This window comes from Deltaproteobacteria bacterium, from assembly GCA_016219225.1.
Classification (GTDB): domain Bacteria; phylum Desulfobacterota; class RBG-13-43-22; order RBG-13-43-22; family RBG-13-43-22; genus RBG-13-43-22.
Genome location: JACRBX010000099.1, coordinates 1 through 15417, shown reverse-complemented (window position 1 = coordinate 15417; position 15417 = coordinate 1). Strand labels below are relative to the sequence as shown.

At 51.1% G+C, this 15417-nt stretch carries 15 protein-coding genes; 9 read left to right on the top strand and 6 right to left on the bottom strand.

Annotation, left to right across the window (positions count from 1 at the left end; all coding sequences use genetic code 11):
• Nucleotides 1–117 precede the first annotated feature (117 nt).
• The 4 genes from glgB to HY879_08925 form a co-directional block, all read right to left on the bottom strand.
• Nucleotides 118–2301: a 1,4-alpha-glucan branching protein GlgB gene (glgB, locus tag HY879_08940; protein MBI5603471.1), complete on the bottom strand. Its 2184-nt coding sequence runs from the start codon at nucleotides 2299–2301 to the stop codon at nucleotides 118–120.
• The gene (locus HY879_08935; protein ID MBI5603470.1) at nucleotides 2298–4652 is read right to left on the bottom strand and encodes a DUF3536 domain-containing protein; all 2355 of its coding nucleotides are present in this window, start codon (nucleotides 4650–4652) and stop codon (nucleotides 2298–2300) included. Before HY879_08935 ends, glgB begins: the two co-directional genes overlap by 4 nt.
• Before the next feature lie 190 nt (nucleotides 4653–4842).
• The gene (locus HY879_08930; GenBank protein MBI5603469.1) at nucleotides 4843–5142 is read right to left on the bottom strand and encodes a zinc ribbon domain-containing protein; all 300 of its coding nucleotides are present in this window, start codon (nucleotides 5140–5142) and stop codon (nucleotides 4843–4845) included.
• A gap of 20 nt (nucleotides 5143–5162) precedes the next feature.
• Entirely contained in the window at nucleotides 5163–5693 is a 531-nt protein-coding gene (locus HY879_08925; GenBank protein MBI5603468.1) for a hypothetical protein, read from the bottom strand.
• A gap of 126 nt (nucleotides 5694–5819) precedes the next feature.
• Between HY879_08925 and HY879_08920 the strand changes: the two genes are divergently transcribed.
• The 3 genes from HY879_08920 (at nucleotide 5820) to HY879_08910 (ending at nucleotide 9945) form a co-directional block, all read left to right on the top strand.
• Nucleotides 5820–6920, top strand: a complete 1101-nt coding sequence (locus tag HY879_08920; protein MBI5603467.1) for an aminopeptidase P family protein — start codon at nucleotides 5820–5822, stop codon at nucleotides 6918–6920.
• 132 nt (nucleotides 6921–7052) lie between these two features.
• Nucleotides 7053–9605, top strand: coding sequence for an NADP-dependent malic enzyme (locus HY879_08915; protein ID MBI5603466.1), 2553 nt, complete (start codon nucleotides 7053–7055; stop codon nucleotides 9603–9605).
• Nucleotides 9606–9732: 127 nt separating this feature from the next.
• Complete coding sequence (locus tag HY879_08910; GenBank protein MBI5603465.1) at nucleotides 9733–9945, top strand: hypothetical protein; 213 nt, start codon at nucleotides 9733–9735, stop codon at nucleotides 9943–9945.
• Between the two features lie 35 nt (nucleotides 9946–9980).
• Here the strand turns inward: HY879_08910 and HY879_08905 are convergent, their stop codons facing one another.
• Nucleotides 9981–10301: a YtxH domain-containing protein gene (locus HY879_08905; protein ID MBI5603464.1), complete on the bottom strand. Its 321-nt coding sequence runs from the start codon at nucleotides 10299–10301 to the stop codon at nucleotides 9981–9983.
• A 1-nt stretch (nucleotide 10302) separates the two neighbouring features.
• On the bottom strand, nucleotides 10303–10692 hold the full coding sequence (locus HY879_08900; protein MBI5603463.1) for a DUF948 domain-containing protein: 390 nt from the start codon (nucleotides 10690–10692) through the stop codon (nucleotides 10303–10305).
• Between the two features lie 407 nt (nucleotides 10693–11099).
• On the opposite strand from HY879_08900, the gene HY879_08895 reads away from it, so the two are divergent.
• The 6 genes from HY879_08895 to HY879_08870 all read left to right on the top strand — a co-directional run bounded on the left by HY879_08895 (nucleotide 11100) and on the right by HY879_08870 (nucleotide 15250).
• A complete protein-coding gene (locus tag HY879_08895; protein ID MBI5603462.1) occupies nucleotides 11100–12509 on the top strand; it encodes an NAD(P)/FAD-dependent oxidoreductase in 1410 nt (469 codons plus the stop codon).
• Nucleotides 12510–12638: 129 nt separating this feature from the next.
• Nucleotides 12639–13538 carry an FAD-dependent oxidoreductase gene (locus HY879_08890; protein MBI5603461.1) on the top strand — a complete coding sequence of 300 codons (900 nt, stop codon included), beginning with the start codon at nucleotides 12639–12641 and terminating at the stop codon, nucleotides 13536–13538.
• Nucleotides 13539–13544: 6 nt separating this feature from the next.
• Nucleotides 13545–13934, top strand: coding sequence for a DUF1667 domain-containing protein (locus HY879_08885; protein MBI5603460.1), 390 nt, complete (start codon nucleotides 13545–13547; stop codon nucleotides 13932–13934).
• 63 nt (nucleotides 13935–13997) lie between these two features.
• Nucleotides 13998–14300 (top strand): nucleotidyltransferase domain-containing protein, encoded by a 303-nt coding sequence (locus HY879_08880; GenBank protein ID MBI5603459.1) that lies wholly within the window; start codon nucleotides 13998–14000, stop codon nucleotides 14298–14300.
• A 240-nt stretch (nucleotides 14301–14540) separates the two neighbouring features.
• Complete coding sequence (locus HY879_08875) at nucleotides 14541–14906, top strand: type II toxin-antitoxin system RelE/ParE family toxin (protein ID MBI5603458.1); 366 nt, start codon at nucleotides 14541–14543, stop codon at nucleotides 14904–14906.
• Complete coding sequence (locus HY879_08870) at nucleotides 14903–15250, top strand: XRE family transcriptional regulator (protein MBI5603457.1); 348 nt, start codon at nucleotides 14903–14905, stop codon at nucleotides 15248–15250. The genes HY879_08875 and HY879_08870 overlap by 4 nt, the downstream gene beginning before the upstream one ends.
• Nucleotides 15251–15417: the final 167 nt, after the last annotated feature.

Genomic DNA, 15417 nt, shown 5'->3' with positions numbered 1-15417 from the left:
TCAAGGGAAATTGGCTCTTGCCTTAAGCGATACTGGATACTGGATCTTTATTAATAATACCTCCCCTTAAAATTCTGGAGGACCGAATCCAAGAAATCTAATTTCAAATAGTTTTTATTAGTCTTTTCCCTGCAGGAGGATAAGGCAGGATAGAGGGGGCAGGGTTAGCAAGAGGGATTGGGAATACGAATGGAATGGCCGGGGTTCGGTATGAATCAGGCCGCAATTGCCCAGATTGCTCCCACCGTACCACTCGGAATCGCTGTTGATTGCTTCCCGGTAATAAGGGGCGAAAGGAACCCCGATGCGGTATCCAAAACGGGGGACCGGCGTCAGGTTGACGACGACCACCACCCAGCTTTCCTTAGATCTCCGGATATAGGAAACCACGGATTGCTGCCAGTCCTGGCAATCGATCCAGCGAAATCCTTCGGGTTGGTGATCTTTTTCCCAGAGGGCCGGTTCCTCAATGTAAAGCTTCCCCAGATCGGTCATGAACCTTTTTAATCCCTGTCTCAGGGGATCTTGTTCCAGATGCCAATCCAGGCTTTGGTCATGATCCCATTCCCGCTCCATGGCCAGCTCGGTTCCCATGAATAACAGTTTTTTACCGGGATGGGTATACATATAACCCAGCAGAGTCCTCAGATTGGCGAATTTTTGCCAGGTATCACCAGGCATCTTGGAAAATAAAGAACCCTTTCCATGCACCACTTCATCATGGGAAAGAGGCAGGATAAAATTTTCCGAATAGGCATAGAGCATGGAAAAGGTCAACTGGTTGTGATGAAAGCTGCGGTGGACCGGATCTTTGGAAAAATAGAGCAAGGTATCGTGCATCCAGCCCATATTCCATTTAAAGCCGAAACCCAGGCCGTTCAGATAGACCGGGGCGGTTATCCCGCTCCAATCCGTGGACTCCTCGGCCATGGTGAAGCTTCCGGGGAAGAGACCGTAAACCTTTTCGTTTAAGGTTTTTAAAAAAGAGATGGCCTCCAAATTCTCCCGGCCTCCAAATGGATTGGGGACCCATTCCCCTTCTTTGCGGCTGTAGTCGAGGTAAATCATGGAGGCCACGGCATCCACCCTCAAACCATCTATATGATATTGGTCCAGCCAGAAAAGGGCGTTGGCCAGGAGAAAATTCCGGACCTCATTCCTTCCGAAATTAAAAATCAGGGTGCCCCAGTCCTGATGTTCCCCTTTTCGGGGATCGGCGTGTTCGTAAAGGGCCGTGCCGTCAAACCAGCGCAGGCCGTAATCGTCCTTGGGAAAATGGGCCGGCACCCAGTCCAGGATAACCCCCAGGCCGGCCTGATGACAGGCATCCACTAAGTACCGAAAATCATCCGGGGTCCCATAGCGGCTGGTCGGGGCAAAATAGCCGGTAACCTGATACCCCCAGGAGCCGTTAAAGGGGTGCTCGGCTATGGGCAATAGTTCCAGATGGGTAAATCCATATTGCTTCATCTCTTTAATCAAATATGGAGCGACCTCCCGGTAGGTCAGAGGTCGATTTTTTTCTTCCAGGACCTGGCGAAACGAACCCAAATGGCATTCATAGATGGCTACCGGTGCGGTGCGGAGATTGACGCCGGCCCGCTTCTCCATCCACAGGTCATCCCCCCATTGGTACTCTGAAAGGTCCCAGATCCGGGCACACATGGCCGGAGGAATCTCCATGGAAAAGGCCAGGGGATCGGTCTTAATTCGGAGGTGGCCTTCCCGGGTCTTGATCTCGAATTTGTAGAGAAGTCCGGGCCTGAGCCCCGGCACAAAGAGTTCCCAAATCCCGGAACTGCCCATGACTCGCATGGGGAAAAGGCGGCCATCCCATTGGTTGAACTCTCCCAGGAGACTTACCCTCAGGGCATTGGGGGCCCAGACGGCAAAGGAAACTCCGGAGACCTCGTCCATGGTCCGCAGATGGGCACCCAGGATTTCATAGAGTTTCAAGTGATTGCCTTCGTTAAAAAGGTGGAGGTCCATGTCTCCCAGGGTGGGAAGAAAACGGTAAGGGTCTTCGGTTTCCCAAAAACGGCCATCTTGAAAGGAGAAACGGAAACGATAGGGAACGGGCCAGGGGATATCATCCAGGTCGGCTTCGAAGATCCCTCCTGGGTGAATCCGGGCCATGGCTACTGATTGGTCTTCCAGGAAAAGGGTGGTTTCCAGGGCATCGGGGTGAAAAGCCCGGATGATTACCCCCGCCTTTTCCCCCTGATGATAGGGATGCCCCCCCAGGACCCGGTGGGGCTCGGAGTGTTCTCCTTTTGCCAGGGAATCGAGCTGTTTTTTCATTCCGCCCCCCAGCCGATGACATCTGAGGGGATATCGATTTCCCGGGCAAAGGCCTTATACCGTTCCCGATACTCAGGACGGTTCCGGGGAAGGTCATTACAGGCATCTAAAAAACTGTTTTGAATCTTCCAAAGATTGAGAGGGAGTTCAAAGAGATGACAGGTCTGAATCACCTTTTGGATAGCCGTAAAAAGTCGATCCGGCTCTGGATATTCCCTTAATTGTTTTATGGCCTTTTCGATCCTTCTTTGGATCCGTTGCTGTATCAGTTCTTTGGTCAGGGGATACCCCAGCTCTTGGGAGCGATGGAAAAATTCCTGTAACCCTTCCAGTCGTTTTGAACCGGCAAAGGCTTCATCGATCCCTTTTTGTAAGGTCCGGTCCAGAATCAAGGTCAAGGCCACCTCAATGGGTTTAGGGAGACTCACCCCCATATCCACTAATTTAATCAGGGTCCCGGTATCTTCCTTGACCCATTCTTCCAATAAAAGGATATGATTTTCCATGCGTTCCCGGAGGAGGAGGTTAATCAGTTTTTGCCTTTCTTCTGAAAACAGATCCTTTAAATAGAATCGGTTGGGGTCGAAGATTCCCTTAAGCCGGTCGTAGACGTCACCCAGAGAAGTCTTCTTATAAAGGGTCAGGATCTCTTTTTTCAGGGCCTCATATCCCTGGTCGGTTTCAAAGGGTTTTAAAAGACATTGAAAATCCACCCCCCCAAAATGGAGGACCGAAAAAATGACCTCTTTTTCTTCCAAGGTGATGGTTGAAGAAATCTTAACATGGCCAATCGCCAGGTGGGACCCGTTCTGGGGGAGAATCATCTGATCCTGATGGCCCAATCGATAACAATAGACCCGATCCTTTTGTTCCCGTTGATAAATGGATCCGATGGCATAGTGGGCCAGGACTTGAGACAGGTCGATCACCGAAGGTCTGACCTTTATTTCCCAGACTTTTTCGCCGTTCCCGAATTCCTTTAAGTTACTGGGGGCCTTTTTCAGGGTGGCCAATAAAGGGGGTTCTAAATCTCTTCCGAAATCTTTGGCCAGTTGAATGGATCGGCCGGCATATTTCAGGATCTGGGTGGTTTCCAAGCCGCTGATCTCATCAAAAAACCAGCCGCAACTGGTAAACATCAGAAGTCCGTGGCGCTGCATTTCCAGAAGCTTCAGGGCTTGAACCCGGTCTCCAGGGGAAAGGGATTTTTTCTTACCTTGATCGGCAAAAAAACGATCCAGAGTTTCCGGAGAACGGTCCAAAAGGACCTCGATATAGGCATCCCTGGCCTGCCAGGGGTCTTTCAAAAAGGAGGCCCCCCGACTTTCAAACAGAAGGTCCAATTCGTTTTTTAAGCGGTCCAGGCCTTCCCGAAGGGGGGCCCGCCAGGCTTGTTGTTGATCCGGACCGCCCAGACGGCAGCCACAATCGGCCCGCCACCGTTCGACACCATGGGCACAACTCCAGGAAGTGTTTTCATTGATTTCCACTTCGTATTGGGGAGGGTAGTGGGCCAGAAACCAACCATAATTGATGACCTGAAGAGTTGGATCCTTTTCCAGTAAATGGAGGGTATAGGCCAGAGCCATATCTCCGAAAAGACGGTGATGACCATAGGATTCCCCGTCCGTTGCTACCTGGACCAACTGGGGACCGGGGTATTGGGGATCAAAGCCGTTAAGCAGTCGCTGAAAAAGGACTTCACCGTTCTGTAGAAAATCCTGAAAAGCGATTCCGTGTGAAAGGCCTCCGTCATAGAAAAAAAGGGCTATCTTTTGTCCCCCTGGGAGATGGCACCAATAGGGCTGCCGGGGATTGATGTTCCCTTGAGCCTCAATCCATGGTTTCTGACCCAGAGGGCGGAAACGCTTGGCCTGATGAGGGGCCAGGATGGTAAATTGGATCCCTTCCCTTGAAAGGGCCTTGAGGGTTCTTAGGTCGACGGCGGTCTCGGGCAGCCACATCCCCTCAGGGGACCGGCCGAAACGTTTATAAAAGTCGGCCTTCCCCCAACGGATCTGGGTCAGTTTATCCCTTTCCTTAGCCAGGGGCAGGATCAGGTGATTATAGGCTTGGGCCAGGGCATTACCATGACCCTCATAGCGCTCTTGAGCAAGGCGATCGGCTTGCTGGATCCCTTTCAGGGTGATAGGGGCCTTTTCTTCCATCCAGGACAAGAGGGTTGGACCGAAGTTAAAACTGATCTTTTCGTAATTATTGCTGATCCGGATAATTTTGCCCTTTTTGTCCTGGATCCGGGACCGGGCGTTGGGGGCATAGCATTCGTCAGTAATGCGTTCGTTCCAGTCATGGTAGGGGGAAGCACTTTCCTCTTTTTCAATAGCCTCCAACCAGGGATTCTCCCTGGGAGGCTGGTAAAAATGGCCGTGGATACAGATGTAATGGGAAATTTGAGAGTCAGTGGACATGGGAGGGACGGGGACGAATGATAAAAAGCAAAGGATGAAGGACGAGAGACGAGTTAAAACGTATCGAACTGGTTTTGTTTGAATGCGTCACTCGTCACTCGTCACTTTTTTATTATTTTGTTTCCGAGGTCCCGCTGGCGGGAGAACTGGTACTGGTTTCGGTACTTTTTTCCGGGGTCTTGGGGCTGGTCTCGGCAGGTTTGTCTTTTTTCCCTGATGTTGCCGAATCCCCCTTGCGGGCGTAATCCGTTACATACCAGCCGCTGCCTTTCAGATGAAAACTGCTTTGGGAAATCATTTTCCGTAAGCTTCCGGAACATCGGGGGCATTTGGTTAAAGGGGCATCCGAGAACTTCTGCATGGCTTCGGTAACCTGGTTACATTGTTGGCATTCATACTCATAAATCGGCATGGTTTAAACCTCCTGTACTGCTAATATAATTCAGTCTGGCAACGATGGCCCAGATAGGAATCAAAAATAGGATTTAATTTTATTCCCTTCAACGGTTTCAGGATCTGATAGGTCGCCTGATGAACCTTGCCCTCTTCAACCGCCTTTTCTTCCTGATCTACATCAAAGCGTTGCATGAACTTCCTGAAACGAATGACATGGACCAGTTCGTGGGTCAAGACATAGACCATCAGAGGAAACAACTCGATACCGTCATTCCGGTCTACGACCCGGAGGATATTGTGATCCTGAAGACAGATCCGGTAATAATCCCTCGGATAATAGGTCGGGATACGAAAAGGAAAAGGATGCACATAACGGGCTATCTGGGCCAATCCGTAAGGGGTGATTTCCTCCTCTTGCAATTGGACCAAATTCGAAACCTCAAAACCATATTTTTTCCAATTACCGGCGGAAATATGGTAATGATTACAGGTAACGTCTTCTGATATCTCCAGGGCTTTATCGAGTAATGAAATTTCTCCTGGAGTAAAATGTTGATAACCGTTCATCTACCCTTACCCTTGTACCCAGCTAAGGTTTGTTTTTTATATTAATTATTATTATAAGGATGTCAAGCTTTTAAAGCAAGAATGGAACCTTTAAAACTAAAAAATCAAATCATTAAAAGCCCTTATATGAAAAGGGTCCAACGGCTGCTTGAGCGGTTGAACGATAGATCTCTTTCTGGAATCTTCATCTCTCAACCCGAAAACCGGCGGTATCTGAGCGGCTTTAAGCCAGCCGACCCTCAGCTCAACGAATCTTCCGGGTTTCTGATTATCGGAAGTGGATTGGCCATCTTGGGGACCGATCCGCGTTTTGAAGGGGAGGCACAGACCCAAGCTAAAGGATTTTATCTGTTTATTTACCGAAAAGGTCTTGAAACCTCCTGGCCGGAGATCCATGGACAACTCAAAACCATCAGAAGCCTGGCCTTTGAAGACCAATCCCTGAGTTTCCACACCTACCAGAGGTTAAAGAAGTTGATGCGCTCTAAAGGGAACTTGATTTCATTCCGGCCCACCTACCAGGTGGTGGAGGAACTGAGGGCACAGAAAGACCGCCAGGAAATAGGGGCCATAAACCGAGCCTTAAGGATAACCGAAGAGGCCTTTCAAGCGGTCCTGAAAATTCTCAGGCCTGGAAAAACCGAAAAAGAAATCGCCTGGCAGGTTAAACAATGGATCCATCTGAAAGGCGGGGACGCCCTGGCCTTTGAACCGATCGTGGCTGCCGGTCCCAACGCCGCTTTGCCTCATGCTGAGCCTTCCGACCGGGAGATCCGAAAGGGAGAACCGATTTTATTCGACTTTGGCAGTAAATGGAAGGGATATTGTTCGGACCTTTCCCGGACCGTTTTTCTGGGACGGCCCACGGACCGTTTTAAGGAAGTGTATTCTTTGGTCCGCCAGGCCCAACTCCAGGCCGAAAAAGGTATACGGGCCGGACTGACTACTGCCGAGGCCGACGTCCTGGCCCGTTCGGTTATTGAAAAGGGAGGGTATGGGAAATATTTTAAACATTCCCTGGGCCATGGAGTCGGACTGGCTACTCACGAATTGCCCAGCCTCAGCCCGATTAAGGCCACCCCCCTGCTGCCTGGAATGGTGGTTACGATAGAGCCGGGGATTTATTTGCCCGGCTGGGGAGGGGTCCGGCTGGAAAATATGGCCGTGATTCAAAAAAAAGGGGCGAGATTACTCAATCAGGATCAGACCTTTTACACCTTTAATTGAGCTGAACCTCGCCCGCCTGATTCGGTTACCGACGAAACAAGAAAATATCAGAACGAGGCTATAGCCATTTTGAGGTTTTTCATTCTTGAAACTTGCATCTTGTAACTTGTAACTCTAAAAAGGAGTTTTCCCATGCTGTTTGAAGATGGCGCCGGGGAAGAGGCCCTGGCTTATCGTAAAAAATATCGGGGAGTGATCGGGATCACCTCCAAGATCCCCATCAAGGATGCCAATGTCCTGAGTCTGGTTTATACCCCCGGAGTAGCCGAACCCTGTCTGGAGATCGCCCGGGACCCGCTCCAGTCTTTTTCGCTTTCTTGCCGCGGCAATACCGTGGGCATATTGACCGACGGGTCAGGTCTGTTCCGTTTAGGTCATGCCGGTCCGGAAGCCGCCCTGCCGGTCATGGAGGGCAAGGCGGTTATTTTCAAAACTTTCGCCGGGGTGGATGCCATACCCATCTGCCTTCGAACCAGGGATGCCTATGAGTTTATAGATACCGCCCTGGCCTTGACACCGACTTTTGGCGCCTTTTGCCTGGAGGATATAGCCAGCCCTCAGAGCTTTACGATTACCGATCATCTTGAACGGGGCGCCAATATTCCGGTTTTTAACAATCACGGCCTGGGTGTTGCCATACCGGTTCTGTCGGCTTTAATTAATTCCATGAAGATCGTTGGCAAAGACCTCTCCCAGGCCAGGGTAGTGATCAATGGAGCGGGTATGGCCGGACTGGTCAGTGCCGATTTGCTGGTCAAGGCCGGGATCAAACAGGTTATTGTCTGCGATCGGGATGGGGCTTTGTACAAGTTCCGGCTCAGGGGCATGAGCTGGGCCAAGTGGGAGATCGTAAAAAAAACCAACCCGGAAAACTTTACCGGGACTCTGGAAGAAGCCTTAAAAGGGGCCGATGTCTTTATCGGGCTTTCCGTGGGGGGGGCTTTGAAACCCGTAATGGTCCGCTCCATGGCCAAGGACCCGGTCATCCTGGCCTTATCCACCCCCAAACCGGAGATCATGCCCGAAGAAGCCCGACAGGCCGGGGCCAGGGTCATGGTCTTTAACCGGGCCGATTTCCCTAATCAATCCGATGTGGCTATGGTTTTCCCTGGATTTTTCCGAGGGATCCTGGAAAGCCGGACCAGCGATATCAACGACGCCATGGCCCTGGCTGCGGCCCAGGCCCTGGCCGATTGCGTTCCCTCGGAGGAGTTATCCCCTTATCACGTCATGCCCAAAATCTTTGATTTTCGAACAGCCCCCCGGATTGCCGAGGCTGTGGCCAGGGCGGCTGTTGAAAGCGGTCAAGCCAGGGGCGACACCGACCCGGCCCAGATCGCCGAGAAGACCCGCCGCTATGTCTATGAAGGACAATGGCCGGTTCCGCCCCCTTCGGGTAAAAAACAAACTTTAAGGGAAGAGTCTTTGGAACTGCATCGCAGGTACCAGGGCGTTCTCCAGATAAAAAACAAGATCGCCATTCGAGATAATTATATTCTGGGACAATTTTATCTCCCCCCTCTGGCGGAAAAGCCGGCCCGTTTAATCCGGGAGAATCCCGAATTGGCCTATGATTTAACCGCCAAGGGGAATTTAGTGGCCATAGTAACCGACGGCAGTGCCGTCCTGGGGCTGGGAAATATCGGTCCCCGGGCGGCCATGCCGGTTATGGAAGGCAAGGCTGTTTTGTTTCAAACCTTCGGCGGGGTGGAAGCCTTTCCGATCTGTTTGGGAACTCAAGTGGCCGATGAGATTGTGGAGATCGTCAAACGCATGGAGGCCACTTTCGGCGGGATCAATCTGGAAGACATCTCGGCTCCCCGCTGTTTTTACATCGAACGGCGTCTTAAAGAAGAAATGAACATTCCGGTTTTTCATGACGACCAGCATGGGACCGCCATTGTGGTCAGCGCCGCTTTACTCAACGCCGCCAAGATTTCCAACCGAAAACTGGAAGACCTCCAGGTGGTGGTTAATGGAGCCGGGGCAGCGGCCATTGCCGTAACCAAACTTCTCCTGGAGATGGGGGTCCGTCAGATTACCCTCTGCGATACCCGGGGGGCCATTTATCCCGGACGACCGGAAGGGATGAACTGGATTAAGAATGAAATGGCCCAGCAGACCAACCCCGAAAAAAAGAAAGGGGACCTGGCTCAGGTCGTCCGAGGGGCCGACGTCTTTATCGGGCTTTCAGTAGCCGGGGCCTTGACCCAGGACATGGTCCGAGCCATGGCCAAAGACCCGGTCATCTTTGCCCTGGCCAACCCTACCCCGGAGATCCTTCCTGAGCCGGCCAAAGAAGCCGGGGCCATGATCGTGGCCACCGGCCGGTCTGATTTTCCCAACCAGGTCAATAATTCCCTGGTCTTTCCAGGTGTTTTTCGGGGGGCACTGGATGTACGGGCCAGGGTGATTAATGAGCCCATGAAAATAGCCGCTGCTCAGGCTATTGCCGGCATGATCCCGGAAAAGGAACTGGCGATGGATTACATTATTCCCAAGGGCATGGATTTCCGCGTCCCGCCGGTGGTAGCGGCAGCGGTTGCCCGGAGCGCCATCGAGACCAATGTGGCCAAAATCGAGATCGATCCGGAAATCATCGCCCAGCGGACCCGAACCATCATTTACGAAGGAGAGCTGGGCTATTTCAAGGGGGAGGATTTTATCCTGGAAAGTGCCCGATAAAGATGGATCTTCCTATCGTTTTTTTTCTTATTGATAATTTTTTTTAAATTTGTTATAAAAGATAAGAAGCCGGGGCTTGAACCTCGGCTTCTTGTTTTAATGAAGCACTATCAGAAGGAGTTAAAAAATGGCCAATAAATCAAAAGCCACTTTCAGGAAGATGGAAAAAGAAAAAGCCCGACAGCAAAAACAGAAGGATAAGGAATCCCGCCGAATTCAGGCTAAGTCTCTCGGCAGCAGTTCTGTCCCCCGGATCGGCGATGAAGACCCGGATATCGCCGGTATCAGACCCGGTCCTCAACCCCTGCCAGAACAATGGAACGATGCCAAGAAAGAATAAGGGGAAAACCCCCGACAAATTATCTGGTAATGGGTTTAAAGTCCTTCGGTTTGGGTTAGTTCCTCTTTTTCTTTGGTCATGGCTTCCTTCCCGGCATCGAAAGCCGAGGAAAGGATACCCCTTTTTTGTTCCACAAACTCTTTCCCTTTTTCTATAAAAGTAGCGGCCTTCTCTTTCCAGTCCTCAGAAAGATGACCTGATTTTTCTTTGACCTCTTCAGCTAAATCCTTTAGTTTTCCCCGGGTCCGGTCTCCTTCCCAAGGGGAATAGAGGATTGCCAGGGCGGCTCCAACCACCCCACCTAAGATAAAAGACAAAACCAAAGCGCTCCCTGAACACCCTTTTTCCTCTGCCATATCATTTCCCTCCTTTTCCCTTTCGTTTAAAAAAAGACTGTCCGGCGGTTTTAATTCCAACTGCCAGTCCTGCCATATTCACTAAAGTTGGAGTGACTCCACCGCGAAAGATCCGGTTAATCATAGAAAAGATTTGAGCCGATTCTTTTAAGGTCAGGAATAGACCTTCTAACTGATTTAATCTTTCCTGGGTTTGAACCAGAAGACCATTAATGTTTTCTGAGGTTTCCCTTAGATTCCGCACCAGGGGAGTGATCTCCGTCTCCAAGGAATTGACCAATGTTCCCAGATTGCGCACCGTCCGGGAAACCTGATTCAGTGCCCTGATTAGAAAGACGGCCACTGCTGCCGCCACCACCAGAAATCCCCATCCTATCCAGATCCAATCCAAAAGGAATCCCCTCCTTTCCTAACAGGAAATGTTTAAAACCATTTTATCAGGTATTAGGAAGAAAAGCAATTGATTTGAAAATATAATCAATTAGGACCAGAAAAGGATCAAGAAAACAACGGTAAAGAGCCCCCTCCCGGCCCGGTTTTTTGCATAGACTTTATTTTTAGAGGATGTTAGATTCTATTCCAGACAATAAGGAGCCCGTTACTTGTTACTGGTTGCTCGAAAAAGCGAGCAAAATGTAGTTAATGAGGTTTTTATCTCTACTTTGTTTTAATTATTGGTGGGTTTCGCTGTGCTGCACCCACCTACAGGAATTTAGCCACCTGATCGACAAAACTTTGTCGATGTTGAGTTACTAAGCGCCTATACTATCGATCCTTTTTGGGCAGGGGCCTGTCGCATTGAAAGTTGATTTCCTGATTATCGGGGGCGGGATTGTCGGGGTTGCCGTGGCCCAAAAACTTTCCGGCTACGCACTGGACGGCGTCCTCCTCGAAAAGGAGGCCGAACTATCCTTCGGGGTCTCCAAGTCCAACAGCGGGATCATTCATACCGGATTCCAGAGCCCTTCCCGGCAGCTCAAGACCCGGCTGGCCGTCAGGGGGAACGAACTCTACCGGGAGCTGGCTGGAAACCTGGATTTTCCTTTTATCCCTACCGGGGAATTGGTTGTAGCCTTCCCCGGGGAAAGAAAGGCCCTGGAAGCCATCCGGGAAAACGGGGAAAAACTAGGGGTCCCCGGTCTCCAAATGGTAGATAATCCCTGGCTTAAAGAAAATGAGCCTAACCTCACGGATGAGCTCGAGTGCGCCCTACTGGGACCCACGGCGGCGGTCATCAACCCTTATGAGACGGTTTATGCCCTGGCTGAGAACGCCCAGGCCAACGGACTGCGGGTATTCTGCAACCATGAAGTTCTGGCCATCGAACAAGGCCCGGACACCTGGAAGATAATCACAACGGAAGGCACCTTTGAATCGCGGTTGGTCATCAATGCCGCCGGTCTTTATGCGGACAAGATCGCCCGGATGGCCGGGATGGAAGTCCCGGCCATCGTCCCCCGAAAGGGCGAAGAATTTATTTTGGATAAACATGCCGACCGGCTCACCAAACGGGTCATCTTTCCGGTGCCTCAAAAGTACACCAAAGGGATCCTCATCATTCCCACGGTCGACGGCAATACCATGCTCGGTCCCACGGCCGAAGAAACCCCGGACCGGGAAGACCTGACCACGACCAAATCAGGCAAACAATTCGTCATTAGCCAAATCCAGCGGCTCGTCCCCTCGGTCCGGGAAGACCAGATCATCACCTCCTTTGCCGGGGTCAGACCGACCATCAAGGAAGATGATTTTTATATTCAGGAAGACCTGGAAGGGTTCATCAACCTGGTGGGCATTCAATCTCCGGGACTCACGGCCGCCCCGGCCATTGCCGAGTACGTGGTCAACCTGCTCTCCGTCAAAAACCTCTTAAGACCTAAGAAGACGGTTATCTCCACAAGAACGGCCATTCCCCGTTTCCGTCGTCTCGGCGGAGAGGAACGCAATGCCCTGATTAAGGAAGATCCTGAGTTCGGCGAGGTGGTCTGCCGCTGTGAGCTGATCACCAGAAAAGAGATCAAAGAGGCCATCCGCAGGGGGGCCCGGACCATGGACGGGATCAAATTCCGCACTCGGAGCCAGATGGGGCGCTGTCACGGGGCTTTTTGCACCATGAAGATCATGGCCATCATGGCCGAAGAACTGGGCCTTCCCTATGAAGCCATCACTAAACGGGGGAAAGGGTCCGAGCTGATAAAACCGGTCTGATAGGTTTTTACAAAGATATATAAAATCCGTTACTTGTTTCTCGTTACTCGTTTCTCGTTATAACCAGCAACCAGAAACGAGTAAGTGCGGCAACAATGAAAATGTAAAAGGTGAATTATCTGATTCGACATGTTAGAATCTAACCATTACGACTTGATCGTCATCGGCGGGGGACCGGCGGGGATGGCCGTTTCTGTGGGTGCCTCCTCTGCCGGTCTCAAAAAAATCCTTCTCCTGGAGCGGCATCCCAGGCTCGGGGGCATTTTGAACCAGTGCATCCATTTGGGATTCGGGCTCAAATACTTCAAGGAAGAGCTGACCGGCACCGAATACGCCGCGCGCTATAAGAAAATCATTCTGGAACAAAATGTCGAAGTCAAGACCTCTTCCTTTGTTCACACCATCCATCCGCGCCATAAAGTGACCTTTGTCTGCCCCCAGGGGGAGAGGGTTGTTTCTGCAGAAAATATTGTTATTGCCACCGGCTGCCGGGAGAGGACCAGGGAGATGCTTACCGTCCCCGGCACCCGGCCGGCCGGGGTCTTTACTGCCGGTTTGGCCCAGGAGATGGTCAATATTTATGGGGTGTTGCCGGGGAAAGAAGTGGTCATCATCGGATCCGGCGATATCGGCCTGATCATGGCCAGACGGATGACCCTGGAAGGGGCCCGGGTCAGGGCCGTCTTTGAAATCCTGCCTCACCTTTCGGGACTCATCCGGAACAAGATCCAGTGCCTGGATGATTTCGGCATCCCGCTTTATCTGGAGCATGAGGTCCTGGAGATCATGGGCAAGAACCGGGTCGAGGCCGTAAGAGTTCGGGACAACCGCACCGGCGGGGAAAGGGAGCTTTCCTGCGATACGGTCCTTTTCTCCGTGGGTCTCATCCCGGAAAGGGACCTGCTGATAGACGCCGGGATTGAACCGGGGAACGGCTTGTACCTCGCCGGGAATGCCGACTATGTGCATGATACGGTGGACCGGGTGACTAAAGAAGGGGAAAAGCTGGGCAGGGCCCTGGCCGGTTAAAAAGAGATGGAAGAAAAGGTAAAAAAGAAAAAGAAGGACAAGGTCGTCTTTTCCGGACCGACAAAAAAATACGTCTGCATCACCTGTCCGAATTGCTGCGCCCTGGAAACGGACGGCATCCAGGCTGCCGGTGCCCGTTGTCCAAAGGGCGAGGACTTTGCCTGCCAGGAATGGATCGAACCGCGCCGGGTTCTCACCACCACGGTGCGCTGCCAGACGAAAGAAGGGACGCACATCCTGCCGGTGAAGACCGCATCCCCCGTCCCCCTTTCCAGCTTATCGGCAGTCATGAAGGCCATCAAGGCCCTTCGCCTCACCGACAAGCCGCCCCTGGGCACACGGATCGCCGTTCCCGGTCTGGCCGAGCCAATGGAAATCATCGTTACTGGTGAGTGAAAAAGGATGAGAGATGACACGAACGGAGATTTCTTCAGGTATTGAAAGCTTGAAACAAGACCTTTGACCAAATATGCCCCGGAAAAAATCATCCTTTTCGGATCTGCCGCAAAAGATACCGATGAAGTGAACGATGTTGACTTATTCATAATCAAGGACGACGTTCCTCATCTTGGTGCTGACCGGACACATCAACTTTTCAGATTAATAGAAACCGATCTTCCGGTTGATTATCTGGTCTATCGCCCATCTGAAGTGGCCGAGCGCCTTCTCGGAGATCCCTTTGTGAACGACATCTTCAAGGAAGAATCGCTGTCGTGGGATGAGGTCACGTCCCTGGTTGAAGCGCTTGAGAATACTCATTGAGGCTCCCATGAGAGAACGGCCAAATTAGTAGGTGAATTCAATGAGCCGCTAAACATAATTCGTTATAAGCCTCCGTTCCTGTTTTCCCTATTTTATTTTCCAGTTTCGGTAGGCCCGGAGGAGCAGGATAAGAACTTCCGGCTGTTGTCAATTGAAAAAAAATTGATATGCCGTCAAGTAGACATTTCCTAAATCCAAAAAATCGTTGACTTGATATTCCTTAGAGGTTATATTCCTTTTATGGCATGGATCGTTGAATATACCGACGAATTTGAAGCCTGGTGGGTTGGTCTGGACGAGGAAGAACAGATCGACCTTGACGCGGTTGTCGGTTTGTTGGAGGAAAAGGGGCCCCATTTACCGTTTCCCTTCAGCTCGGATATCAAAGGGGCCAGGTACCGCGCCATAAGAGAATTGAGAGTTCAGCATAAAGGAAAACCGTATAGAATCCTTTATGCTTTCGATCCCCGCCGGGCAGCTATCCTGCTTATCGGCGGCCGTAAGACCGGCGGGGGGCGTTGGTACGAACAATACCTGCCCTTAGCCGAAAGAATTTATGAAGACCATTTGAAATCCTTAGAAGAAGATCAAGGGGGCGGCTTATGAGCAAACCTTACTCTATCCTTAGAAACAAAATGAAACCCGCATCCAGGAAAAAAGCGGCGGAAAAGACCAGGGCGTTACTGGAAGCCATGCCTTTACAGGAGTTGCGTCATGCCAGGAATTTAAGTCAGGAACAGCTGGCGCAAACATTGTCTGTTAAGCAGGCAGCGGTATCGAAGCTTGAAAAGCGGACGGACATGTACATCAGCACCTTAAGAAATTTTATCAAGGCCATGGGAGGCGATCTGGAAATTATCGCCAAATTTCCTGACGGATCGATCCAAATCAGTCAGTTTGAAGACATTGACGCCAAGGTGGAAAGAAGAGGTTCCCCGAGTTCCGGTTAGAATCCTAATTTTTGTCTTGTGACATTGGGTCGGACCTAATGCCATTAACTTAAGAGAAAAACTCTGTCTTTACTATCCCTTATGGTTTCTGATTTAACGGTTTCCGGTTCGGGCACGGACATGGGCACTGATTTACGCTTTCGCCCTTTACGACGTGGTTCCACAAT

What these genes read in the sequence shown, in the direction of transcription:
- HY879_08920 (MBI5603467.1), top strand. Translation starts at nt 5,820, where the DNA reads ATGAAAAGGGTCCAACGGCTGCTTGAGCGGTTGAACGATAGATCTCTT.
- HY879_08925 (MBI5603468.1), bottom strand. Translation starts at nt 5,693, where the DNA reads ATGAACGGTTATCAACATTTTACTCCAGGAGAAATTTCATTACTCGAT.
- HY879_08910 (MBI5603465.1), top strand. Translation starts at nt 9,733, where the DNA reads ATGGCCAATAAATCAAAAGCCACTTTCAGGAAGATGGAAAAAGAAAAA.
- HY879_08915 (MBI5603466.1), top strand. Translation starts at nt 7,053, where the DNA reads ATGCTGTTTGAAGATGGCGCCGGGGAAGAGGCCCTGGCTTATCGTAAA.
- HY879_08930 (MBI5603469.1), bottom strand. Translation starts at nt 5,142, where the DNA reads ATGCCGATTTATGAGTATGAATGCCAACAATGTAACCAGGTTACCGAA.
- HY879_08885 (MBI5603460.1), top strand. Translation starts at nt 13,545, where the DNA reads ATGGAAGAAAAGGTAAAAAAGAAAAAGAAGGACAAGGTCGTCTTTTCC.
- glgB (MBI5603471.1), bottom strand. Translation starts at nt 2,301, where the DNA reads ATGAAAAAACAGCTCGATTCCCTGGCAAAAGGAGAACACTCCGAGCCC.
- HY879_08870 (MBI5603457.1), top strand. Translation starts at nt 14,903, where the DNA reads ATGAGCAAACCTTACTCTATCCTTAGAAACAAAATGAAACCCGCATCC.
- HY879_08875 (MBI5603458.1), top strand. Translation starts at nt 14,541, where the DNA reads ATGGCATGGATCGTTGAATATACCGACGAATTTGAAGCCTGGTGGGTT.
- HY879_08890 (MBI5603461.1), top strand. Translation starts at nt 12,639, where the DNA reads ATGTTAGAATCTAACCATTACGACTTGATCGTCATCGGCGGGGGACCG.
- HY879_08905 (MBI5603464.1), bottom strand. Translation starts at nt 10,301, where the DNA reads ATGGCAGAGGAAAAAGGGTGTTCAGGGAGCGCTTTGGTTTTGTCTTTT.